This is a genomic window from Sporosarcina luteola, from assembly GCF_023715535.1.
Lineage (GTDB): Bacteria > Bacillota > Bacilli > Bacillales_A > Planococcaceae > Sporosarcina > Sporosarcina luteola_B.
Window position 1 is genome coordinate 89531 of record NZ_JAMBOI010000005.1, and the last position, 23997, is coordinate 113527.

The window sequence follows — 23997 nt, forward strand, 5'->3', positions numbered from 1 at the left end:
TCAGCACTGAGCATTCAGCAGCAGGAGATCTCATCGACACTTTCCATTACTCTGAACAGTAAATAAATAGTTCGTAAACGGAGCGCTCCATTTAAGGATCGCTTCGTTTTTTTATTGCATGAAAAGGAAGGGGTTTCCATCGTTTTGTGGAATAGATAGGAGAGTAAGGGTGAACTTATGATGGGCAAACATTCTATTATTAGTATTTTTATTGGTATTTTCCTTGTGGTTATTGCAGGTTGTTCGTCAAGTGCTGATTGGAATACATCATTTGTTTTATGGAATGGCGATAACCTGAATGATTTCGGATGAGAATTTGAAAAAGGAATGGAAAATTGGAGGAATAACTAAGGCGATTGTTATTTGACCATTAGTTAGTATAGGAAAAACATTTCATTCTGGAATAAAGTTTAGGGGGAGTTATTTGAAAAAGAAAATTATATTTTTATCATTTGGTCTAATCATTTTCATATCTGTAATTTGGATATCCATTCATATTGTTAACAGTGGCAAATTCACAAAATGGAGTCATACAACTGCTTTAGAAGATCATTTTAATAATGGAGAAGCGATGTATTTAGGCTATAACTTTTCATGGGAAGGGATAGGCCGACCAACACTTAAACAGATAGAATTTATAAAGAAGGATGGAACATCCATAACGCAAGACAGTGATGGTTTTCAGATACAGCCATATATAGAAATCTCACCAGATGGTAACTTTATTGGGACAATGGATGAAAGTACGGTTAAGAATGAAGGGCTAATTAACAATTTAATTCCATTTGAGGATTTCGAAGTGGATGGAGACTTTCGTGTTGTACTAAAAGTGAAATTTCAGGGGATTAATACGGACGATGATATTAGTATGGTGAAGATAACATATAAAAAGTTTGGTGTAACCCATAATCAAAACATTTCGTTTGATGACGGAATTCTTATGGAAAAAACCAATTAGGGATTTCCATTAAGTTTAACTTAAGGGCGCGATCATATTAGCTGTCACAAAATCCTTTCCTCATTCGTTTTGATTGCAAAACAAATGTGGGAGGGTTTTTTTTATGTTTACCTATGATGTTGCGGTCGTTGGTGGTGGATTGGCTGGGTTGACAGCAGCTAATTTTCTGGCGAGGGAAGGAAAAAAGGTCGTTGTTTTGGAAAAATCGAAACGCCTAGGTGGAAGGGCGATGACAAATGAAAAAAATGGGGTTCTTATGAACTTTGGACCGCATGGATTGTATATGTCAGGGGATGCTGCAAATATTTTAACTGAACTTGGACTATCTCTTCCAGGTGGGAATGCTACGAAAGGTGTTCATATTCACGGCATTTTAAATGATGAAGTTCATGTCATTCCAAGAGATTTTCCATCAATCATGTCATCACCACTTCTTTCGTGGAAAGCCAAATTCATACTCGGTAAATTAATGGGTAAGATTATGAGATTAACTATTTATTCCATTCCGGAAGTTAGCCTAAAGGAGTGGGTGGATTCAGAAATATCTGATCCAATGGTGAGGCGTCTATTTTACTCAATTTGTCGATTGACTTCCTATACGAATGCCCCGACTTTACAGCTTGCAAAGCCAGTTTTAAAGCAGGTGAAGCGTTCATTACATGCGGGCGTCTTATATGTTGATGGAGGTTGGGATACAATTGTTCAAAGCTTTAAGAAGCAGGCAGAAGCACTGGGAGCTAAAATTGTTTCGAATAAAAATGTTATAAATATTGAACATCATGAGCAATATCAAATCATACAATGCTCAGATGGTACGGTCATTCATGTGCCTAATTGTATCATTGCAGCCCCGCCGAAAGAGGCAATGAATATGTTGAATGGTGCAGAATATACTTCTTTACGTTTGTGGAAGGAACAAGCAATTCCTGTTACGGCATGCTGTTTAGATCTGGGGATTAGAAAGTTACCTAACCCAAAACATCAATTTGCGATAGGACTCGACCAAGCTTTGTTTTTTACGAACCAATCAAGAGCTGCAAAGTTAAGTGAAGACGGGACATTGGTAGTAAGCATAGCAAAATATCATGATCCAATGGAAGAAATAAACGTAAACACAGATAAGAAACAATTAGAATCAGTAATGGATTTGCTTCATCCTGGATGGCAAAAAGAAGTCGTGGTGCAACAATTTTTACCGAAACTAACGGTATCGCATGATTTTCCACATACCAAACGAATAGAGAATCCAGGTCCAAGCATACCGGAAATGAAAGGAATCTATATAGCAGGAGATTGGGCGGGCCATGAAGAAGTATTAGCTGACGCTGCTGTTGCGAGTGGGAAGCGTGCTGCGCTAGAAATTTTACATGTAAAAGAAACGGTTTTAGCAAAGGAAGGATAATCGTTTTGGAGACTGAACATTTGTATCAGATGTATAAACCTTTGTTATTTTCAATCGCCTATCGAATGACGGGAAGTATTGCAGATGCAGAAGATCTGGTTCAAGAGGCGTTTATAACGTATAACCGTGTTAAAAGTGAAAAAGTCATTGAAAACGAGAAAGCGTATTTAAGTAAGATTGTGATGAATAGCTCCATAGACAAATTGCGATCTGCTGCAAGTAAGCGTGAGATTTATGTTGGAGAGTGGTTGCCCGAACCATTGGTAGATACAGGAAATGACCCTGCACTAACTTATTTGATGAAGGAATCTATCTCGACCGCTTATCTCCTGCTTTTGCAACAGTTAACTGAAGATGAACGAGCAGTCTACCTATTACGAGAAGTTTTTCAGTATAGTTATGAAGAAATTGCGACTATTATTGATAAGTCATCTGCCAATTGCAGGCAGATTTTTCACAGAGCCAAAAAAAGCATGAATAATCGACCGGAAGCTTCTGCACTGGATTTTTATTCAATGAGAAGCAATGTAGAACAATTTACGGTAGCACTTCAAAAAGGGAATATCCCTAAAATGCTAGAGTTATTGAAGACAGATTCTGTATTAATTTCTGACGGAGGCGGCAAAGTAAAAGCCGCGCTAAATCCAATCTATACATCAGAGCGTATTGTCTTATTGTTTATAAGCATTATGAAAAAGCTGCCTGAAAACTCAAGAATGGAATTCGAAGTTGTAAATGGTTATCCAGGCGTTGTCGTATCAATTAATGACTCTGTTGCTTACGTCGTCTCGATGGAATTCCAAGACGATAAAATTTGGCGAATTTTTATGGTGTCCAATCCGGATAAATTGGAACACTTGCAGAAATAAAACTGAAGTGAATAAAAAGACGGTTGAAGAATAGCAAAACGCTAATCTTCAACCGTCTTTTATTAATAGTTCTCACTCCCGCGCAAAGAGTTCTCGTTCTCCGAAGAAAAGTTCTCGTTCACGCACAAAGCCTTCTCATTCCAGTACGCTAATTTCACTTCTTCTCTTTATCTTCATAAAACACATTAAAATTCGGATCGATTGTCCCGATATTCAAATGCCTTGCCTTATAATCGCGCAGCAATTCGAAGAACTTCTTACTCAAGAACATGATGACAATCAAGTTGATGAAGGTCGGGATTGCCGTTGTGATGTCCGCAAAATACCAGACAGCTTTGCCAGGCATATCATAGGAAACCGCATAGACAACCATGAGCAACCCTGGAATTGGATAGAGCCATTTATAGAAGGCAATTGTCTTGTTCTTCACTTTGATTTTCTTTTCGCCACCGAACAGATGGCGCAAGATGATTTCGTAATACGTATACCATCCGGTAGTCGTCGTCAATCCGAACAGGAAGACGGATAAGGCGATGATATACCTGCCAGTTTGTCCGATACCTGCTTCAAACGCCGATAAAGTGAGCGCCGCCCCGTCAAGTCCGGATGACCACACTCCCGTAATGATGATCGTAAATGCGGTCATCGAACAGATGATGATCGTATCGATGAATACTTCCATCGCTCCCCACATTCCTTGTTTGATCGGATGATTCGTTTTCGCTGTGGAGTGGATCATCGGGGACGTACCCCAGCCGGCTTCATTACTGTAAACGGCACGCGCAACTCCCATCCGGATCACTTGCGCAATGACTGCCCCTGTAAATCCACCCACAGCAGCCATTCCCGTAAAGGCACTTTCGAATATTAGTCCAAAGACGGGGAGGATCTGATCAAAGTTCTTTAAGATGATAAATAGGGAAGCCAATACATAAAAGATACTCATGAAAGGGATAAGCTTGGACGCAATCTCACCAATCCGCTTAATGCCCCCGTAAATAATTACGTAAATGAGCGTGACGTAAATCAATGAAGAAGGAATCATGCCGATATTAAATGTAGAGCTTACAGCTTCGGAAACGGTATAGTTTTGAAGGGTAATAAAAAACGTAGTAAAGATACCGAATCCGAAAAGGACAGCTGGTATTTTCCAATACTTGAATTTCTTCTCTACACCCAATCCTTTTTCCATGTAATACGTCGGTCCGCCGTAAGGATTCCCTTTTTCATCCGTCCCACGATAATGAACGGCCAATGATACTTCAACTGTCTTCGTCATCATTCCTAATAATGCGGTGACCCACATCCAAAAGACGGCACCTGGCCCGCCTACTGCAATTGCAGTAGCGACCCCACCAATATTTCCGACACCGACGCTCCCGCCTATCGCCGTACTTACTGCTTGAAAAGGAGTTAAGATTCCTTTTGCATCCTCGTCCTTATCCCTCTTAGAAAATAATCTTCCGAACGTAGCCTTGAAAATATGCGGCAAATAACTGATCTGGAAAAGCTTACTTCCAATTGTGAAGTAGAGTCCTACAAATAATACCGTGAAGATGAGCGGCAACCCCCATAACCAACCGACAATCGTCTCTAGAAATTGTTCCATCCCTTTCCCTCCTTTATCCCTAGTCTGAATCTTTTGTCTACTGTATGTCAAGTAGGAAAAATTGATTCATAGATTTTATAGTATGAATAAATTAAATATATAGTATAATATTGGAAAGGGAGATGTTTGTATGCCGCACGTACACTATTTCTGGGGTATACCTGATGAAAAAACGTTAGATGGGATTGTACAATTACATAATAAGATTTTTATCAATGCTGATGAACTTGTAAAAAAGGCTCCACTACAGCCGAATATTCTATTTGTAGTTGCAATGATAGCGGATCAAGTAGTTGGTTATAAGATTGGATATAGTCTTTCAAAGGACCGCTACTATAGCTGGTATGGGGGAGTTCACGAGGAATTTAGAGGAAAAGGGATTGCCTCCATGCTTATGGAGCACCAACATCGACTTGTGAAGGATAAGGATTATAAAATAATCGAAACGAAGACGAGAAATAGGTGGAGAGATATGTTGATATTGAATATTAAACATGGATTTGATATAACGGAAACATTTACTGACGATGAGGGAATACATCGGATCGTATTGGAGAAAAGCCTGCTTAATAATAAGGAAGAGTGGTGAGAGGGACTTGAAAAAGCTTTTGGTTGGTTTATTTGTAATTATGATGCTACTAAGTGGCTGCGGTAAAGAATATTGGGTGCTAGATAAGAAGAGATTGAATGAAGAACCCGCAGTGAGGCAATACGTCAATTACTTGCAAGATGACAAGACGGAGCGTAAAGGCTTCAAGGTCATTGATATTGCCGAGGGGAAAAAGATGGTTGTCGTTTCAACCGGCACAAACGAACTCGAACTGGAAGCGGTAGATGTTGAAGTTTTGGATGATGAAACAATCGTCACAGTCAGAGAAGTCGAAGCGGATAGCGACGAAACCAATCCCTATATTTTAATCGGCCTTGAACGTAAAAACGGCGGAGTGAGAGTCATCAACGAAGAGGGAGAAGAATATGAAATCGGATTTTGATTCTGATAAGTAAATATTATCTCTTTGTATAATAACTATCGATTTTTCTAATGACAATTAGAAGAGTATAATAGAATTATACACAGGGGGTGTTCATGATGGAATATATTTCACTCTTTTTCATTGGGGCCATTGCAACAACGATCGGTACGTTGGCGGGTGGAGGCGGATTGATCAGTCTTCCCGCGATGCTGCTGCTCGGCATACCGATTCATTCCGCCATCGGTGCGAATAAAGTGTCAAACACGGTCAGCTCGTTCTCAAGCTTCCTTTTCTTAGTGAAGCACAAACAGATTTCTTTACGCGAATCGTTTTGGATCATTCCGGTAAGTCTTATTGGGGGCATCAGTGGCGGGTTCATTGCGACAAAGCTGTCAGAAGACAACTTATATATTTTGGCGATTATTCTCTTATCGTTTGCATTCATTACATCGTTCATCGGAAAAGGGGATTTCGATGGACAGGAGAAGTTGAAACTCAGCAAAGTGAGTGTGCCGGGGTTATATGGAATCGGGATTTATGATGGATTATTCGGTCCGGGGCAAGGGACATTGATGCTATATTTATTCGGGCATTTGAAAGTGGCGTATATACGCGCAGTCGGCTATGTTCGTCTCGCGACATTCTCGAGCTGCCTCGGTGCGGCGATCACTTACATTGCTGCTGGGAAAATCATTTGGCCACTTACTCTACTGTTAATGTTGGGATCTATTACAGGGGCGCAGACAGGGGTACGTATTGCGGAAAAACTGAAACCGAAATTTGTGAAGCCGATTTTACGAGTCGTGACAGTCGCATTGATCTTACAAATCATTGCAGAGAATATCGGTTGACTACAACTACAACGTAAAACTTCTACAACCGTAGAGGTTTTTATTTTTTGGATAAAACAACTGAAGCTGCCCGGAAACCCACCGGACAGCCGCAATTATCAATGCTCTTTCAATTCGGAAATTGCAACTTCAGACCTTTCCTCCATAGCTTGGCGCAAATGAACCGTTGCGGTCCGATCGTCCTCATGGATTTTATCAATCCAGACTGAAACGCCATTATAACTAACCATAATTTCATCCGGTGACGACACAATCTGATGTGCACGTTGACTTTCCAAGCAAATCCCTCCGTTTATATAGACTTTAACCCTGTTACTATGGATGAAATAGTGAAACGTACTCATCCCTCATATAGGAAGATTTTCAAATTATCGCTTCCGTCCACTGTCGCCAATAAAATATCAGGTGCGGCCACATTATAAAGTTTAAATTTATTCAGCAGCCATTCCATATCCTTTCCAACAGACTTCAAAGACGCCTGATCTACTTTGCCTTCTTTTACCACAATGATTGGAAAGAAAAATGGATTTGAAACAAGCTGCATATCTTGAGGTGTCAACACTTGATGTTGAGGGGATAGGAAGATAGAAATCGTCCCGTCTGGTTCCCATAATGCCAATGACACTTTCTGTATATCTTCAATCTTATCCTTGCGGAGTTCTGATAATAAATGATCGATTGTAATTCTAGCTTTTTTTAGATTTGGATACACGATTTCCCCATGTTTGATGAGAGGGTATGGGGATGGTTCAACCAATTTGCGTAACTTCCCCCATTTTAACGTTGCATACAAAGAAGAAATATAAAGGATTATCAATACAGTTGTCGTAATTAGTGACCCTTTCATCCCTAAATTTTCATCAGAAAGGGGGTGGGCTAAAATATTTCCGATAATCAAGGCGATGGTAAAGTCAATCAACCGTAATTGGGAAATGGAACGTTCGCCCATTAACTTTGAAGCGAATAATAAAAAGAAAAAAGCGACCACCGCACGCAGCCCCCATTGGACTGCGGTCAGTGTTTCTTGTGCCTGGAAAAAATCCATCATAACTTCACATCCCATAAGGTAGAAAACATCTAATGATGAAGGATTCACTTCTGTGCTTACACAAGGTAAAAGGCTACCACTCATTTGAGTGGCAGCATTTCTATTTTAAATTAAGCTTGTTTCACCATTTTCAAAAGCATTTGTGAAAACACGCGCTGCTCTTCTTCAGAACCTGATTTCCAAAGCTCCATTAACACTTTTTCTTCACGGTTACGAGGTTCTTCATGATTGGCGAGATAACCTGCAACGATCTCTGTCGTTTTTGCAAGCTTCTCATCACTTAACCCTAAATTTTCACCAAGCTGTACTTTTTCGGCGAGGTATTGCTTGAAATGATTAAAATTCTCTAGGATTTGACCTTTATCTTCTCCGTCAATCTTTGCGAGCTCTTTTTGAACTTTGTCTTTCATGTCCATAGCAAGTAACACTCCTTTTATGTTGTTCACATATACTGCGCTCATTTACAGTAAGTAAACGTGGAAAAACTTGCATAGGAAGAAGTAATGTTAGAAGTTAATGTAGGAGGTAAAGGTAAAATGGTTAAGATACGGTAAGGACAGTCATCGAATGTGGATCGGGAAGTTCATTACGAATGAAAAGAAGGTGGAAAGATGATTTGGACAATGGGACTAACAACGGAAGATGAATTCATTTACGACTTCCCTGTACATAAAATCAACGAGCTTTCTCTACAATGGTACTGGGTTGACTTCGATCAGCCGGACGCGGAAGAGGCATCATTGCTTCAATCACTCTTTGCGTTCCATCCATTGGCATTGGAAGATTGTTATGGCCGAATTCAACGTCCGAAGCTGGACCATTATGAGGGTTATACATTTTTTGCTCTGCACTCCATTTGTCACGAAGACTTGATTGCGGAAGAAGTGGATTTGTTCATGGGCGAAAACTTTGTCGTCTCATTTCATTACAACCAATTGCAGGAAATCGATAAGGCGCGCGAAGCAATTATGCAAAATCCAAGGAAGTGGAAACGCGGCAATGTTCATGTCATGTATGAAATTATGGATAAACTAGTCGATCAATACTTTCCGATACTTTATAATATCGAGGATCATTTGGACGAAATCGAAGAGAAATTATCACCGACAACTGTCCAATTATCCATGGAATACGTATTTGAAGTACGCGGCGATTTATTACGTCTCCGAAGGACAATCTATCCGATGAGGGAGTTGCTGTACAGAATGCTCGAATCGAAAAGATTGGATTTCGCTCCACATGAGCATACATATTTCTCGGATATTTACGATCATCTCATTCGAATAAGTGACATGCTCGATTCCAATCGACAGTTGACTTCAGATATACGTGATAGCCAACTGTCCATCAACTCCAACCAAATGAACAGTGTCATGATGACGCTGACGATCATTTCTTCAGTCTTTATTCCGCTGACATTCATTGCCGGTGTGTATGGCATGAATTTTGATCATATGCCAGAGCTTCACTTGCGCTACGGCTATCCAATCGTCTTAGTGGTGATGCTGATTATAGGTGTTGCTATGGTCGCTTGGTTTACGCATAAAGGCTGGTTCCGGATCAATAAGTCATAATATGACCCTTGCTTATTTTGAGGGTCATTTAAACGAAAAGGTTTGGACAGCCTCATATTTCGGAGTCCTTGATGGATGAATCCTGAAGAGTGAAAACCCTTTGACATGAAATGGCCGAGGTGTGCATGTTTCTTTTTGAATCGGAGAATCTCCATTGACCTTGCGCTTTTTGGCAATCGTAATATGAGGAGTGAAACGATTATCAGGTTCGATGCCCAATTGATCTGTACCTATTGTCGCAACCGCTTGCTGCAACGCATCTAGCTCTTGTGATGGTTGGACTGACATATAAACGACACGAGGACCTTTCGGAGATCCGAAAAAGGATAGGCCATCGACGGTCAGAGGGAAATTGCTATGTTTGTCGGCCAATGCAGCGAGACTTCCCTGCAGAGTTTCCACTTTCTGTTCAGGAAGTGCCCCGATGAATAGCAATGTAAGATGCAAATCATCTAAGTGTGGAATGACTTTATAGTTCTTCGACAAACCGTATTTATCCCTGTATAGCTGTACGATTTCCTCAATTGAAGCTGGGGCTTTTATTCCAATGAAATAATGATGATGCATCCTACACTCCTCCTAATAACTATCTCGTCTCCTATTGTAGCCGAATTCCAATTTGATGAAACATGGGTAGGTGCCCAATAGCTTTTAACCTGCATATAAATAGGAATGGTGGTTTAAAAATAGACGGAAGGGGATTATGTGGAGAGAAGTAAAAATGCAAAAGATGCACAACTGGAACAGTACCGGGTAAATAACTATGGAAAGAAACTGACAACAAACCAAGGCTTGAAAGTGTCGGATGATGAAAATTCTTTAAAAGCAGGGGTGCGTGGACCGACATTATTGGAGGATTTCCACTTTCGGGAAAAGATGACCCATTTTGACCATGAACGGATTCCGGAGCGTGTCGTCCATGCAAGGGGTTTTGCTGCTCACGGGGAGTTTGAATTGCATAAATCGATGAAAGCATTTACGAAAGCGAAATTCCTTCAGAATCCGGGTTCGAAAACGCCAGTGTTCATCCGGTTTTCAACTGTTGTTGGAAGCAAAGGTTCTGCTGACACGGTGAGGGATGTACGAGGGTTTGCCATTAAGTTCTATACGGAAGAAGGGAACTTTGATCTTGTCGGAAACAATATTCCTGTCTTTTTCATACAAGACGCTATCAAGTTCCCCGATGTCGTGCACGCCATCAAGCCTGAACCACATAATGAAATTCCACAAGCATCATCCGCCCATGATACGTTCTGGGATTTTGTCGCAAATAACCAAGAGACGGCACATATGATCATGTGGCTTATGTCTGATCGAGCCATCCCAAGAAGTTTTAGGATGATGCAAGGGTTCGGCGTCCATACGTTCCGTTTTGTGAGTGAAGAAGGAATAGCCAAATTCATTAAATTTCACATAAAACCTGTCCTTGGCGTCCATTCACTCGTCTGGGATGAAGCACAGAAAATCGCTGGGAAAGATCCTGACTTCCATCGACGCGATTTGTGGGAGAATATTGAGCATGGAAATGTCGTCGAATATGAAATTGGCGTGCAAATGATCAATGAAGAAGACGAGTTCATGTTCGACTTCGATATTTTGGATGCAACGAAGATTTGGCCAGAGGAAATTGTCCCCGTCCAGATGTTCGGCAAAATCACATTAAATCAGAATGTCGAGAATGTCTTCGCGGAAACGGAACAAGTCGCATTCCATTTAGGGAATGTCGTCCCGGGGATAGACTTTACAAACGACCCGCTTTTACAGGGAAGACTTTTCTCCTATTTGGATACGCAACTGCTGCGGTTAGGCGGCCCGAATTTCACTGAAATCCCGATTAATCGCCCGGTCTGTCCATTCCATAATAATCAACGGGATGGGTTCAGCCGCCAACGGATCGATGTCGGAAAGGTAGCCTATCATAAAAACTCGCTTGCCAATAACACGCCGTCTACTTCTACGTGGAAAGAGGGCGGCTATGTCCATTACGCCGAGAAGGTGGAGGGGCGAGTCATCCAGGCAAGAAGCGATTCATTCAAAGACCATTTTTCGCAGGCAAGACTTTTCTGGAACAGCATGACACCTCCTGAAAAAGAGCATATAAGGGATGCATTCATCTTTGAAGTCGGGAAAGTGAAATCAGCCGACGTCAGGCAGCAAGTCGTCGACATGTTTGTCAATGTGGATAAGGAATTGGCAACGGTCATTGCAGATGCAGTCGGCGTCAACCGTCCGGAAGGCCAGCAAGTGAATGTTTCAGCAGCTTCCCCTGCACTTAGCCAAGAGAAGACGCCGCGGTATCCGAATACACTCAAAGTAGGGGTGTTGATCGGCAGTGAATTTAATGGCAGAGAAGTGAAAGCGGTCGTTAGAACATTATTGAACAATGGAGTCGCAGTCGACATTGTCGGTGAGCATTTAGGCAGCCTCACGGGGGCTGACGGTATGAAGGTTGTTTTGAATGAAACCTTTCTAACAACATCGCCCGTCCTTTACGATTCGCTATATGTTGTAGGCGGAAAAGCGAAGAACCAAGCGAAATTTGAAAGCGATATTATGGAATACATCAATGAAGCGTATCGTCATTTTAAGCCGATCGGTATTGCTTCAACAGGGGAAGATATTTTCAGGAAATCCGATGCGAAAACTGGACCGGGCATTGTGGTTGCATCTGCATCCAGAGCCGATTTTCCAGAGGCCTTCATTCAAGCCGTCACCCAACAGCGCTTTTGGGACCGAAATATCTATTCCGAATGAACTGGCCGCTCCAATTCCTTTTTGGAGCGGTTTTTTTATGTATAATGAAGTGAAGGGGGAGATGACACATGATTCGTACAATCATTTTTGACTTGGACGATACGCTATTATGGGATGAAAAAAGTATTGCCACGGCGTTCGCTAAGACATGTCAATATGCAGAGGAAAGCCTTAATATACATGCCTCTAAACTGGAGGCGGCGGTCCGTGAAGAGGCGAGAGAAATTTACGCAGCCTATGATACATATGAATTCACACAAATGATCGGGATCAATCCTTTTGAAGGGCTATGGGGGACATTCGACGATCTTGGCGAGGAATTCAAACGAATGAAGGAAATCATTCCTGAATACCAGCGCAGTGCGTGGACGAGAGGGCTTGCGAAACTTGGTATTACGAATGTGGAAATAGGAGCGGAACTAGCAGCCCGGTTCATTGAGGAGCGAAAAAAATCCCCATTCGTTTACGACGAAACTTTTTCGGTTCTGGAGCAGTTGAAAGGCAAGTATACGCTAGTATTATTGACGAACGGCTCTCCGTCGCTTCAAAATACGAAATTGGAAATCACTCCGGAGTTGGAACCTTATTTTGACTCAATTGTCATATCGGGAGCCTTTGGCAAAGGGAAACCGGACCCTTCCATTTTTGAGCATGTATTGGAGGAAACAGGCAGCTCCGTGGCTGAGGCATTGATGGTTGGTGACAATTTAATGACTGATATTTTGGGCTCATCACGCGTAGGGATGCGGTCCGTGTGGATTAACCGTGAAGGGAAAGCAGGGAACCCGGATATCCATCCGACTTTTGAAATCAGCCATCTCGAGCAGCTGTTTCCGATATTGGACAAGGTAAACAAAGAGTGAGCCCGGATTCCGGGACTCACTCTTCTTAGCAAGGGCTCCATTATTCGCGTAAGGGCTCAATTATCTGCCTCCAAGCCCACTCTTCTGCGGTCAAGGTCCATTCTATTCTATCTGCATCGCTATTACGTCAAAGATCGATCGCTTTCACTTCATAAATATCTCCTAGCTCAGTCAAATCCCCAATTTCAGCCTGTTCAACGCCATTATCGATTGTGAGCATCATGATGGCATCACCGCCGACTGTGGAACGGCCGACTTGCATCGTCGCGATATTGATGTTTTTCTGTGCCAATAACGTTCCAACGCGCCCGATCGCTCCCGGCTGGTCTTTATGTTTAATGAATAGAAGATGGCCATCCGGCACAACATCGACCACGTAATCATCGACTTTCACGATGCGCGCTCCAAGACCATTCAGCAAAGTGCCTGCCACACGATGTGTAAACTTGGAAGTGACGATTTCTACAGTGATCAAGTGGAGGAAGCCTTTACTGGCTGTCGTTTTATGCTCATTCACTTTAATATCAAAACGCTCGGCTAAAAATTTCGCATTAACATCATTGACATGGTTGCCAAGGTTGCGCTTCAAAATGCCTTTAACCGTATTACGGGTCAATGCGCGCACATCGTAGTTGGCAAGCTCTCCTGCGTACTTGATATTCACTTCCTCAATCGTCTCATCAGTCATTCGCGATAGGAAAATCCCCAGCTTTTCAGCCAAGTCGTAGAAAGGCGCAATCTTGGCCAACACTTCCTTCGAGACGGACGGCAGGTTGACTGTATTTCGGACAGCATCTCCTTTGAAGAAGTTCACGACATCCATACTGACATCGACGGCGACACTTTCTTGCGCTTCCACCGTGCTGGCCCCTAGATGGGGAGTTGCAATCACTTCAGGCAGCGAGAGCAGTGGATGATCGACAAACGGCTCTGTTTCAAAAACGTCAAGGGCAGCCCCGGCGACTTTCCCCGACACGATTGCCCCGTACAATGCATCTTCATCGATGATTCCCCCTCTGGCGCAGTTAATGATCTGTACGCCGTCTTTCATCTTCCCGAAAGCTTCTTCATTTAATAAATGGCGGGTCTCCTTCAATAAAGGAGTGTGGATTGTAATGAAATCAGCAGCTATCAAAACGTCGTTCACTGTCCCGAAGCCAATCCCCATTTTTTGCGCCTTTTCCTCTGTCAAGAAAGGATCATATGCGATAACGTTCATCCGTTGACCCTTCGCACGGGCTGCAACTTCTGCACCGATTCTTCCAAGTCCGATGACGCCGAGTGTCTTATTTTTCAACTCTACACCGATGAACGATTTCCGGTCCCATTTACCATTTTTCAATGAATTGAAGGCTTGAGGAATTTTCCGGGCCAACGCTGTCAGCATCGCGATTGTATGCTCAGCGGCAGAATTCGTGTTGCCGTCAGGCGCATTGACAACAATGATGCCATGCTCCGTGGCGGCGTCCAAATCGATATTGTCGACGCCGACACCCGCACGTCCGATGATTTTCAGATTACTAGCGGCTTCCATCACTTCTCGAGTCACTTGTGTCTGACTCCGTACGAGAAGAGCATCGAACCCTTTAATTCTTTCCAGCAGCTCCTCTTTTGACAAGTCGGTAGCAATCGTGATTTCCAGCCCATCCGCTTGCCTCAGCGGATGGATCCCTTCCTCACTTAGCGGATCAGCGATCAATATATGATACGTCATCGGTCATTCTCCCCTTTTTCCAAATAGATTCGCTGCGCTGCCGCTACACCTTGGCCGAGCTCTATATTTTTTCCAGCTTTAATTAACCCAATTTCCATCATGCCGAGAGTCTGCAATATATCGGCAGGGGAGCAGTAACCCATATGTCCTATGCGGAAAATCTTCCCCTTCAATCTCTCCTGCCCGCCGGCAACAGATAGTCCGAATTCCTTCTTGATCACTTTCCGGAACTCCTCTGCGTCAAAATCTTCGGGCTGGACAGCAGTTACTGTATCCGACGCATCTTCGTCATTCGTCAGTAAAGGGATTTCGAGTGCCCTGAAAGCCTCACGCACCATTTCTTTCATGAGCGTGTGACGTCCATACACGTTCTCGAGCCCTTCCGTATCCATCAATTCAAGCGCTTGATCGAGTCCGAATAAAAGGGAAAGGGCAGGGGTGAAGGGTGTCGTATCCTTTTCCAGGTCCTTCCGATACTTCGACAAATCCAAATAGAAACCCCGGTTCGGATTGGAATAAACGACTTCCCAAGCCCGCTCGCTTACCGCGATGAACATTAGTCCGGCAGGCAGCATAAACGCTTTTTGCGAGCCGGTCACCATGATATCTATGCCCCACTCATCCATTTTAGTCTCCACGCCGCCGACACAGGACACACCATCGACGATAATAAGGGCATCGGATACTTCCTTCACCGCAGAAGCAAGTTCGTGAATCGGATTCATGACACCTGTCGATGTTTCACAATATGTTGCGAAAACGGCACTGACCTCCGGGAATTTCCGAAGATATTCCTGGATTTCATGAGGGTTAAATGCTTGGCCCCACTCGACTTCATACATGTGCACCCGAATGCCATACGCTTCACAAATCTGTACAAAACGAGCACCGAATGCGCCGGTCACAATGACAAGGACCTCGCCAAGCGGTTTTACTGCATTGACGACAGCCGCTTCCAAACCTGATGTTCCACTTCCCGTAATGATCATTACATCCTGGTCGGTCCCGAACACTTTTTTCAGTCGGGGTTTGATGGAGCGGAGCAAATCGGACGTCTCATTTCCCCGGTGGCCGATCATCGGCTGAGCCATCGCCCGTTGTACACTCGGTGGAATGGGCGTCGGTCCTGGAATTCGTAAATATTGTTGATCTTGCAACATATCAATCTCCTCCTTGGAATATAAAAAAGCCTTCCGTCCCTTGCAAATTCATGCAAGGGGCGAAAAGCTATCAGCTACGCGGTGCCACCCTTTTTCGCTGTCATGACGACAGCCTTCATTGCATGCATAACGGGCATGTTCCGGGTGAGCCTACTTAACAAGTTGAAAATGAAGTTTCAGTCCACCGATTCAAGAGTGCTGCTCTACGTCAGAAACGCTGATTCCCACCAACCATCAGCTCTCTATGGATTCCGTTCCGCAAAGCCTGTCTCCGTCCAAATCGTTCATCGAATTATTTAATTAATGACAATCATAGCATGTAATTTTTGAATGTCAACCTAATGTTCGTTTATTTTCAATATAAAAAACGAAGCTCAGTATAATCTTCAAGAAATACGCATAAAAACCGAACTAATCATAACATTGTTTTTAAAACGTTCGTTATTTAATGCGCACTAAGAAATTCGGGATTCTTGAATATTGTATTGCAATGTATCTTACCAAACATTGTGAAAATGTCAATTACAAATTTTTAATGAGGAACGAATGTATAAAATACCACAGGCATCACATCATAATTGCAACACCATAATATCAATGGAAAAGTTTAAGAAAAGAGGGAGAAAAATTGGGCATTTTAAATGGAAATCCGAAAGAAGAGCCAATGCACTATGGTGAAGTCCTCGGTTGTTGGGCATATGCAGGCGCGAACAAAGGGTTAATTAGCGGATATCAAGGTTTCATCAATCATGCTGGCGATGAGGACCTGATTGAGCTTCTTAAAGACGCGGTTGAAATGATGAAGGACGAGAATAAGGAAGTCGAGAAAGTACTTAAAGAAAACGGTGTGACGCCTCCTCCGACATTGCCTGATCGAGCAGTTGCAAAAGCGGAAGACATTCCGGTCGGTGCACGGTACATGGATCCCGAAATCAGTGGAGCCGTTTCCATAAACGTCGGTCAAGGTCTTGTCTCATGCAGTCAGGTGATCGGCCAATGCTTAAGAGAAGACATTGCAATGATGTTCAGTAAGTTTCATGCAGATCGACTTTTGTTTGGTATGAGATTACTCCGTCTGAATAAGGAAAAAGGTTGGATCATCCCTCCTCCTATGCATGGTGCCGCATTCCCGAATAGTAAATGAGATTAGATTGAGCAGCTGATTACACTCAGCTGCTTTTCATATGCTCACTTTTCTGAACAATGTGGTAAAATATCAATTGTAAGAGTGAAAAGGGGGAAATGTAATGGTATTGTTTACTAGAAAAGAGGATGTAGTTGAAAATTTTCATGGGACCGATATTCGCGATCCATACAGATGGTTGGAAAATCCTGAAGACCCTGAAGTACAACAATGGGTAGATGAACAAAATAAACGGACTCAAGATTTCCTTGCGACATTCCCGGATCGTGAAAAAGTGAAAAACAAACTGACAGAAACGTGGAACTATGTAAAGTATACTGTTCCCCAAAAAGAAGGAGACTATTTTTATTTGCACAAAAACGATGGCCTGCAAAATCAATCCGTCTTTTACCGTACAAAAGATCTTAACTCCAAAGACTTGGAAGTCGTATTGGATCCGAATACTATGAATGACGAGGGCACTGCTGCCATAACGAATCTCTCATTCTCGAAGGATGGCAAGAGATTGGCATATGGAATTTCACTCAACGGAAGTGACTGGCAGGAAATAAAAATAAAAAACTTGGAGACAGGGAAGGATGAATCCGACCTGATTCGATTTTGCAAATTCTCAAGCATTGCTTGGAATGAAGAAGGTACAGGATTCTTCTACAACCGTTTTCCTGATCCAGCTACTGTTTCGGCCGAAGAACAAAGTTATTACAACAAGGTGTATTGGCATGAAGCAGGCACTGGGCAGGACGATGATGTACTCATCTATGAAGATCCTGACAACAAGGAGTTCTCCTTCAATCCGATGTTGTCTGATGACTATCGGTATCTGATCCTGAATGTATGGAAAGGAACGGAAAATAAAAGCAGGATTTATTATAAAGACCTGGAAAAAGATGAGGAATTTGTCTATCTGTTCGATAAAGGCGATGGAGAATACTCGTTCATCGGCAATGAAGGACGCACATTCTATTTCCTTACAAATGTCGATGCACCATACGAAAAAATTATTTCAGTGGATTTGGACAATCCGTCGAAGGAAAATTGGATTGATGTAATTCCGGAGACTACCGATGTATTGTCTTTCGGAAAGATCATCAATGGAAGAATCGTAGTTGGCTATTTGCATAACGCGCATTATGAACTGAAAGTTTTTGACCTGGAAGGCAAGCGTGGGGTTGACGTAAAATTGCCAGGATTTATTTCGTTGACTGGTTTGGCAGGCAAGAAAGAGGAACCGTGGATGTTCATCGGTTACACATCCTACTTATCTCCGAATGCAATTGCAAGCTATAGCTTCGAGGACGGGGAACTGACGTCAATATTCCAGGAGGAAAATAAATTCAAGTCGGAAGGATTCGAGACGACTCAAGTCTTTTACCCATCGAAGGACGGAACGATGATCCCGATGTTCTTGACTCATAAAAAAGGACTGGTCCTAAATGGTGAAAACCCAGTCGTTCTTTATGGATATGGCGGTTTCAATGTCAGTTTGACACCATCCTTCTCACCAGCATTGCGCATGTGTATTGAGGAAGGCGGCGTATATGCGGTTGCCAATTTAAGAGGCGGCGGCGAATTCGGAGAAGAATGGTACAAGTCAGGTACATTGGAACGTAAACAAAATGTATTCGATGATTTCATTTCGGCTGCAGAGTGGCTTATTTCAAAAGGTTATACGAAGAAGGAGAAGCTTGCAATCATGGGAGGCAGCAATGGGGGCTTGCTTGTTGGAGCAAGCATCACTCAGCGTCCCGATTTGTTCGGGGCGGCAATTTGTCAAGTGCCTGTAATCGATATGCTCCGCTACCACAAATTCACGGTGGGACGCTATTGGGTGACTGATTACGGAAATGCTGAGTTGAATGCCGAAGACTTCGCTACGATGATCAAGTATTCTCCTCTTCATAATGTCAAGGAAGGCGTTGAGTATCCACCTACCTTGATTACGACGGCGGATACGGACGATCGTGTCGTACCTGCGCACGCCATGAAATTTGCTGCGACATTGCAAGCAGCTTATTCAGGTGAAAATCCGATCTTGCTTCGTGTCGAAAAGAATGCAGGACATGGTCTCGGAAAGCCGACAGTCAAGATCATTGAAGAACAGACCGATGTCTATTCATTTCTCTTCAAAACGCTAGGCGTTACTATCTAAAAAGAGAGGTCGTCTCGAGAGCGAGACGGCCTCTCCCTATTTTTGCCGTTCCCAATTCCGAAGGGCTGGATACGGATCGAAAGCCCATTCAGTCCTGCCATTGTATTTATACAATCCGTAATGGAGATGAGGAGGAAACTTCCCAGATGTTCCTTCTTTCCCATATCCGGTGCTGCCAACAAAGCCGAGAAGCGTCCCGGGTTCTACAATATCGCCTTCTTTGATGCCCTTATCAAAATAAGCCAAATGGGCAAAGTAATGATAGGTGTTATGGTTATCCCGAATACCGATGCGCCATCCCCCGTATTGGTTCCATCCCATCACTTCGATGACACCATAGGAAGTGGCGACGACAGGAACGCCGTAGCCCGCAAAAAGGTCTGTCCCTTCATGGATGCGGCGACCTCCCCATCCGCGGCTCGTGCCCCATGTACCGCGATACGTATAATGATGTCCTTTCGGGATAGGAAATACATGCCTATCCAGCTCGGCCGTTTCGAAATGCTTATACAGTTTGGCGATTGTAAGAATCTGATTTACCGTCATTTCCCGTTTATAGTAGTGCCATAATGCAGCTTTAAATGCATTTTCATCTGGTCCGTACATCGCTAAATGGGAATACATCGTCATGAGTACATCCGCTGGGTCGGATTGGTCAGCTACCCCATCCCCGTTGCCGTCAGAACCGTGGCCGCCGAAAAGTGCGAGTGTGTCCGGTGAATTATCCGAGGGATCCGGGTTCAATATACCGAACCAATGTTCAACGGGGTATTGAATGGAAATAGGTCCGTCGGCTTTTGGAATATCATTACGCACTTGCTGGATGTTGCGTTCATATTGATCAATTGCAGCAAGGTGATACCAAGGAACCAGCTCGTTTGAGAATTGTAAATAAAAACTCATCCGTTCCTCCATAATTTCCTTTTCACTTTTGTGATCGGAAGCGGAGACAATGTTGATGGACAGACAGAGACAGAACATTGCACCTATCGAAGCAATTACATATTGGATACGCACTGGGAAACCTCCTTTGTTGAATGATTAGAATTCCCCGATCGATCGATTTCATTACTTTTGTTTTCGTTAGAGAAGTTGCGTCAAAGGATGGTTTCATTTTTGAGTGATATACTTTAGAAGAGATGTTATGGAAGGGGAGAGGACGAATGGAAAAACTACAATCGGTTGAGCAGTTTGAGCAGTTGAAAAATGAAGAGCGGACAATGTTCATGTTTTCAGCGGATTGGTGCCCGGATTGCAGGGTGATTGAGCCGTTCCTACCGGCTCTGGAAGCGGATTATCCGGAGTATCAATTCATTTACGTGGACCGTGATGATTTTATTGAGATTTGCCAGCAATTGGATGTCTTTGGGATTCCGAGCTTTATTGCGTTCCATAGTGGGGAAGAGGTCGGGCGTTTTGTAAGTAAGGACCGGAAGACGAAGGAAGAGATTGAGGAGTTTATTAACAGTTTGAGCGCATAATGAAAAGAGATATCGCCATCCTAGTATGGATTGGCGATATCTCTTTTTTATTATGGAAACGGATCTCTACTCTATGCGGAGCCTTTCATATCAAGCCGGCATTCATCTTCTTGTTCTTTTTAATTGGAAGTTAAAAAGGAATACATTTTTCCCGGGTAGTCTGTGAAGATGGCTTGTACTCCGGCTTGTTTCAAGGTATGTGCGTATGTCTCGTCATTGACTGTGAATGTTCTGACCGGCATGCCGCTGTTAATCACTTCAGCGATGGTCGGACGAAGTGCTGCCGGGAATAGGATATGGAGTGCATCAGCTGGTATTTTGTTGAGATAATCCACTGGGTGGACAAGCACTTCCATGAATAAGGCAGCGGTTTCAATTTGAGGATTAAACCGCTTTACGGTACGGACGGCACTATGATCGAATGATGAAATGATGATGCGCGATTCCATTTGTCTCTCCGCAATCAAATCAAGAACTTTTTCGACCATTCCTTCGTATGGGAAGATATCCGATTTCAATTCAATGTTCAATTTGTGATCAGTCGGATTGAAAACATCGAGGACTTCAGCGAGTGTAGGTATTGTTTCTCCTTTGAATTCGGGTGAAAACCAGTTGCCGAAATCGTGCTTTTTCAATTCCGCCAAGGACATGTCCTTCACATATCCTTTTCCATCCGCTGTGCGGTCGATCGATTCATCATGGATGACGACAAGTTCTCCATCTGCTGTCATATGTACATCGAATTCAACGCCAAAGATGGGGAGGCGAGCGGCCTCCATGAAGGCAGCGATTGTGTTTTCTGGATAGTTTCCTGAAGCTCCCCTATGTGCGAATATCTCCATTTAGCTTCCTCCGATTCCGTTTGGCATTACCTTTCGCTCACAGCAAAAGGGCACGGATTTAGTCCCGTTGCCCACTTGCTCGGGAATATTGTCATTCCCAAGTCTTTCGTTCTTCAATTTCCTTTTTCAGGATTTCTGCTCCTTCAGGACTTATATACATGCCGTTGGACAGTCTTTTGTTTTCTGGGGTGATATCCCCGGTAACGATACAAGCCGAGTCCACAACATACTTACGGAAAATGATCATATCGTCATCCACGAAAATTTCCATTGGTGCACCTTTATCAAGTTTCAATGTATTTCTCAATTCTTTTGGGATTACAATCCTGCCGAGATGGTCAACTTTCCTGACAATACCTAAGCTACGCATCATGATCCTCCTTGAAACTTAGTATTATTGTTACTTGTCCTACTATTATACCAGTAAATTAGAAAAATACAAAAAAATGAGTATAATCTCTTTTTCTCTCCTATTCTCTCTATTCCTCTTCTAACTGCTTTAAAACGTTTAAGTATGTGATTTATTTTGATAGAATAGGAAAGTCATTTTAGAAAGGGGAACCAACATGTCAATCATCCACAAGAGACCCGTCGTATTTGACTATATTCAGATCATTGCTGGAGCGACCTTGGTCGGACTTGCATTCAATATATTTTTCTTGCCGGCGCGTATCGCGGCGGGCGGCATTTCGGGGGTCAGTACAATCCTGTATGAATTATTCGGATATAATCCTGCATATGTGCAATGGATGATAAATATCCCGCTCATCATACTGGGGCTTTTGCTCGCAGGGAAAGAGTTCAGTGCAAAGACGATAGTCGGTACTTTTTTTGTCCCATTTGTCATCTATTTGACGGGGGGCCTTCAGTTATCCGTCGACAATCCGTTTCTTAGTTCCATCTATGGCGGCATCATGCTAGGCATCGGGTTAGGAATCGTTTACAGGGGGAATGGCTCGACAGGCGGAACGGCTTTGATTGCCCAACTCCTAAAAAAATACACAGGCATATCAAGTGGATTTTCCCAATTGATTGTTGATGGGGTTGTCGTTGTCACTTCTGCTTTCGTATTCAATTTTGAGCTTGCCTTATACGCACTCATGTCGATTTATGTAACGAGCAAAGTGATTGATTTCGTCCAGCTCCAAACGTCGCCGACAAAGCTTGTCCTTATCATTACTGAACACGAAGAGAAGATCCAGTCAGTCATCCAGAATGAAATTGATCGGGGATTGACGAAAGTGAAATCAACGGGAGGCTATTCAAACGACGAGAAGACAATGATTCTTTGCGTTGTGGAACAGTCCGAAGCCGTTTATTTGAAGAAATTGCTTCAAACGGCTGAGCCATCGTCCTTTGTTATTTTCCTGAATGCATCTGAAATTCTAGGACTCGGTTTTTCAAAAGCGAAGGTTCATCGTTAAAAGAAACCGGTATACAATTCCAATAAAGATGATATAATAATCTTAATTGAATAATTCTTATCAAGAGAAGCTGAGGGATTTGGCCCGTTGAAGCTTCAGCAACCTCTGTAATTACAGGAAGGTGCTACCTCCAACAAGATGTGAATCTTGAGAGATAAGAACGAAAAACAAATGCATCTCCTCGTTCCTATCTTTTGGAACGGGGGGATTTTTAATTATAAAGGGGGAAACGTAATGCCAATCAATATACCTGAGCATTTACCGGCACGTGAATTGTTGAAAGAAGAAAAGATTTTCGTCATGGATGAAGGGCGGGCGACGACCCAGGATATTCGTCCGTTAACTATCTTAATCTTGAATTTGATGCCCGAAAAAGAACGGACAGAGCTCCAATTGCTTCGGCTTCTCGGGAATACGCCTTTGCAAGTGAACGTTTCATTTTTAAATACCGCAACATACGAATCGAAAAATGTTAGCAAAAATCATTTGGATTCTTTTTACACCACATTCGAACATGTCAAGAGCCGCCGTTTCGATGGACTCATCATAACAGGAGCGCCAATCGAGCATTTGAAGTTCGAAGATGTTGTTTATTGGGATGAACTGAAAGAAATCATGGAATGGTCCAAAACAAATGTAACTTCCGTTTTACATATTTGCTGGGGGGCGCAAGCTGCGCTTTACCATCATTACGGCATCGATAAATATGAGTTGCCGAAAAAATTATCTGGCGTTTTCAGTCATCAATTGACCGATCCAACTGTCGAATTGGCACGCGGTTTCAATGATCTGTTCAATGCACCTCATTCCCGTTATACGTCGGTCTCAATAGATGAGATTAAACAAGATCCTCGACTTCAATTATTGGCGGTCTCTGAAGATGCAGGTGCCTTCATCATCCTTTCAAAAGACGGCAAACATATTATGATCACAGGGCACTTGGAGTATGATGCATGCACGCTCGGCGAAGAATACGAACGGGACTTGAAAAAAGGGATCGATATTGACGTCCCAGCAAACTATTTCCCGGACGACAACCCGGCAAAGGAGCCGTTGAACACGTGGCGCTCACATACTCATCTTCTATTCTCAAACTGGCTGAATTATTATGTCTACCAAGAAACACCTTACGAGTGGGAATAAATCCAAAGCGAAAAAGCAAAGCGGGGATTAAATCCCTG

General features: G+C 43.0%; 24 protein-coding genes, 1 riboswitch and 1 other annotated feature. Of the genes, 14 read left to right on the plus strand and 10 right to left on the minus strand.

Annotated elements, in window-relative coordinates; all coding sequences use genetic code 11:
• The first annotated feature begins 424 nt into the window (after positions 1-424).
• The 3 genes from M3191_RS11910 to M3191_RS11920 all read left to right on the plus strand — a co-directional run bounded on the left by M3191_RS11910 (position 425) and on the right by M3191_RS11920 (position 3229).
• Entirely contained in the window at positions 425-958 is a 534-nt protein-coding gene (locus M3191_RS11910; RefSeq protein ID WP_251700602.1) for a hypothetical protein, read from the plus strand.
• A 103-nt stretch (positions 959-1061) separates the two neighbouring features.
• Positions 1062-2360, plus strand: a complete 1299-nt coding sequence (locus M3191_RS11915; RefSeq protein ID WP_251700603.1) for a phytoene desaturase family protein — start codon at positions 1062-1064, stop codon at positions 2358-2360.
• Positions 2361-2365: 5 nt separating this feature from the next.
• Positions 2366-3229 (plus strand): RNA polymerase sigma-70 factor, encoded by an 864-nt coding sequence (locus tag M3191_RS11920; RefSeq protein ID WP_251700604.1) that lies wholly within the window; start codon positions 2366-2368, stop codon positions 3227-3229.
• A 154-nt stretch (positions 3230-3383) separates the two neighbouring features.
• On the opposite strand, the gene M3191_RS11925 is transcribed toward M3191_RS11920, so the two are convergent.
• Positions 3384-4838, minus strand: coding sequence for an alanine/glycine:cation symporter family protein (locus M3191_RS11925; protein WP_251700605.1), 1455 nt, complete (start codon positions 4836-4838; stop codon positions 3384-3386).
• A gap of 130 nt (positions 4839-4968) precedes the next feature.
• Here M3191_RS11925 and M3191_RS11930 point away from each other — a divergent pair, with 130 nt between their 5' ends.
• The 3 genes from M3191_RS11930 to M3191_RS11940 all read left to right on the plus strand — a co-directional run bounded on the left by M3191_RS11930 (position 4969) and on the right by M3191_RS11940 (position 6663).
• Positions 4969-5427 (plus strand): GNAT family N-acetyltransferase, encoded by a 459-nt coding sequence (locus M3191_RS11930; protein WP_251700606.1) that lies wholly within the window; start codon positions 4969-4971, stop codon positions 5425-5427.
• 7 nt (positions 5428-5434) lie between these two features.
• The gene (locus tag M3191_RS11935; protein ID WP_251700607.1) at positions 5435-5830 is read left to right on the plus strand and encodes a hypothetical protein; all 396 of its coding nucleotides are present in this window, start codon (positions 5435-5437) and stop codon (positions 5828-5830) included.
• A gap of 98 nt (positions 5831-5928) precedes the next feature.
• A complete protein-coding gene (locus M3191_RS11940) occupies positions 5929-6663 on the plus strand; it encodes a sulfite exporter TauE/SafE family protein (protein WP_251700608.1) in 735 nt (244 codons plus the stop codon).
• A gap of 98 nt (positions 6664-6761) precedes the next feature.
• Here the strand turns inward: M3191_RS11940 and M3191_RS11945 are convergent, their stop codons facing one another.
• The 3 genes from M3191_RS11945 to M3191_RS11955 all read right to left on the minus strand — a co-directional run bounded on the left by M3191_RS11945 (position 6762) and on the right by M3191_RS11955 (position 8127).
• On the minus strand, positions 6762-6941 hold the full coding sequence (locus M3191_RS11945) for an H-type small acid-soluble spore protein (RefSeq protein WP_251700609.1): 180 nt from the start codon (positions 6939-6941) through the stop codon (positions 6762-6764).
• Positions 6942-7003: 62 nt separating this feature from the next.
• Positions 7004-7708: a DUF421 domain-containing protein gene (locus M3191_RS11950; RefSeq protein WP_251700701.1), complete on the minus strand. Its 705-nt coding sequence runs from the start codon at positions 7706-7708 to the stop codon at positions 7004-7006.
• A 113-nt stretch (positions 7709-7821) separates the two neighbouring features.
• Entirely contained in the window at positions 7822-8127 is a 306-nt protein-coding gene (locus M3191_RS11955; RefSeq protein WP_251700610.1) for a DUF3243 domain-containing protein, read from the minus strand.
• A gap of 195 nt (positions 8128-8322) precedes the next feature.
• On the opposite strand from M3191_RS11955, the gene corA reads away from it, so the two are divergent.
• On the plus strand, positions 8323-9285 hold the full coding sequence (corA, locus tag M3191_RS11960) for a magnesium/cobalt transporter CorA (RefSeq protein WP_251700611.1): 963 nt from the start codon (positions 8323-8325) through the stop codon (positions 9283-9285).
• A 24-nt stretch (positions 9286-9309) separates the two neighbouring features.
• Here corA and thpR read toward each other — a convergent pair whose 3' ends face one another.
• Complete coding sequence (thpR, locus tag M3191_RS11965; protein ID WP_251700612.1) at positions 9310-9852, minus strand: RNA 2',3'-cyclic phosphodiesterase; 543 nt, start codon at positions 9850-9852, stop codon at positions 9310-9312.
• Between the two features lie 138 nt (positions 9853-9990).
• Between thpR and M3191_RS11970 the strand changes: the two genes are divergently transcribed.
• Both M3191_RS11970 and M3191_RS11975 read left to right on the plus strand, forming a co-directional pair.
• Complete coding sequence (locus tag M3191_RS11970; protein WP_251700613.1) at positions 9991-12039, plus strand: catalase; 2049 nt, start codon at positions 9991-9993, stop codon at positions 12037-12039.
• Between the two features lie 68 nt (positions 12040-12107).
• A complete protein-coding gene (locus M3191_RS11975) occupies positions 12108-12902 on the plus strand; it encodes an HAD family hydrolase (RefSeq protein ID WP_251700614.1) in 795 nt (264 codons plus the stop codon).
• Positions 12903-13029: 127 nt separating this feature from the next.
• Here the strand turns inward: M3191_RS11975 and serA are convergent, their stop codons facing one another.
• Together serA and M3191_RS11985 are read right to left on the minus strand one after the other, a co-directional pair.
• Positions 13030-14616 (minus strand): phosphoglycerate dehydrogenase, encoded by a 1587-nt coding sequence (gene serA, locus M3191_RS11980; protein WP_251700615.1) that lies wholly within the window; start codon positions 14614-14616, stop codon positions 13030-13032.
• Complete coding sequence (locus M3191_RS11985; protein ID WP_251700616.1) at positions 14613-15776, minus strand: pyridoxal-phosphate-dependent aminotransferase family protein; 1164 nt, start codon at positions 15774-15776, stop codon at positions 14613-14615. Before M3191_RS11985 ends, serA begins: the two co-directional genes overlap by 4 nt.
• A 52-nt stretch (positions 15777-15828) precedes the next feature.
• Positions 15829-16063: a binding site (T-box leader), on the minus strand.
• Between the two features lie 341 nt (positions 16064-16404).
• Between M3191_RS11985 and M3191_RS11990 the strand changes: the two genes are divergently transcribed.
• Together M3191_RS11990 and M3191_RS11995 are read left to right on the plus strand one after the other, a co-directional pair.
• A complete protein-coding gene (locus M3191_RS11990; RefSeq protein WP_251700617.1) occupies positions 16405-16920 on the plus strand; it encodes a DUF3231 family protein in 516 nt (171 codons plus the stop codon).
• Positions 16921-17023: 103 nt separating this feature from the next.
• A complete protein-coding gene (locus M3191_RS11995) occupies positions 17024-19069 on the plus strand; it encodes a prolyl oligopeptidase family serine peptidase (protein ID WP_251700618.1) in 2046 nt (681 codons plus the stop codon).
• A 36-nt stretch (positions 19070-19105) separates the two neighbouring features.
• Here M3191_RS11995 and M3191_RS12000 read toward each other — a convergent pair whose 3' ends face one another.
• A complete protein-coding gene (locus M3191_RS12000) occupies positions 19106-20050 on the minus strand; it encodes a M23 family metallopeptidase (protein ID WP_251700702.1) in 945 nt (314 codons plus the stop codon).
• 182 nt (positions 20051-20232) lie between these two features.
• Here M3191_RS12000 and M3191_RS12005 point away from each other — a divergent pair, with 182 nt between their 5' ends.
• On the plus strand, positions 20233-20550 hold the full coding sequence (locus M3191_RS12005; RefSeq protein ID WP_251700619.1) for a thioredoxin family protein: 318 nt from the start codon (positions 20233-20235) through the stop codon (positions 20548-20550).
• A 119-nt stretch (positions 20551-20669) separates the two neighbouring features.
• Here M3191_RS12005 and M3191_RS12010 read toward each other — a convergent pair whose 3' ends face one another.
• Together M3191_RS12010 and M3191_RS12015 are read right to left on the minus strand one after the other, a co-directional pair.
• Positions 20670-21392 (minus strand): glycerophosphodiester phosphodiesterase, encoded by a 723-nt coding sequence (locus M3191_RS12010; RefSeq protein ID WP_251700620.1) that lies wholly within the window; start codon positions 21390-21392, stop codon positions 20670-20672.
• Positions 21393-21483: 91 nt separating this feature from the next.
• Positions 21484-21762, minus strand: a complete 279-nt coding sequence (locus M3191_RS12015) for an AbrB/MazE/SpoVT family DNA-binding domain-containing protein (protein WP_251700621.1) — start codon at positions 21760-21762, stop codon at positions 21484-21486.
• Between the two features lie 196 nt (positions 21763-21958).
• Here M3191_RS12015 and M3191_RS12020 point away from each other — a divergent pair, with 196 nt between their 5' ends.
• Both M3191_RS12020 and metA read left to right on the plus strand, forming a co-directional pair.
• Positions 21959-22816, plus strand: a complete 858-nt coding sequence (locus tag M3191_RS12020; protein WP_251700622.1) for a YitT family protein — start codon at positions 21959-21961, stop codon at positions 22814-22816.
• A gap of 54 nt (positions 22817-22870) precedes the next feature.
• A riboswitch (SAM riboswitch) is annotated at positions 22871-22977 on the plus strand.
• Between the two features lie 73 nt (positions 22978-23050).
• Positions 23051-23959 (plus strand): homoserine O-acetyltransferase MetA, encoded by a 909-nt coding sequence (gene metA / locus M3191_RS12025; protein WP_251700623.1) that lies wholly within the window; start codon positions 23051-23053, stop codon positions 23957-23959.
• Positions 23960-23997 lie beyond the last annotated feature (38 nt).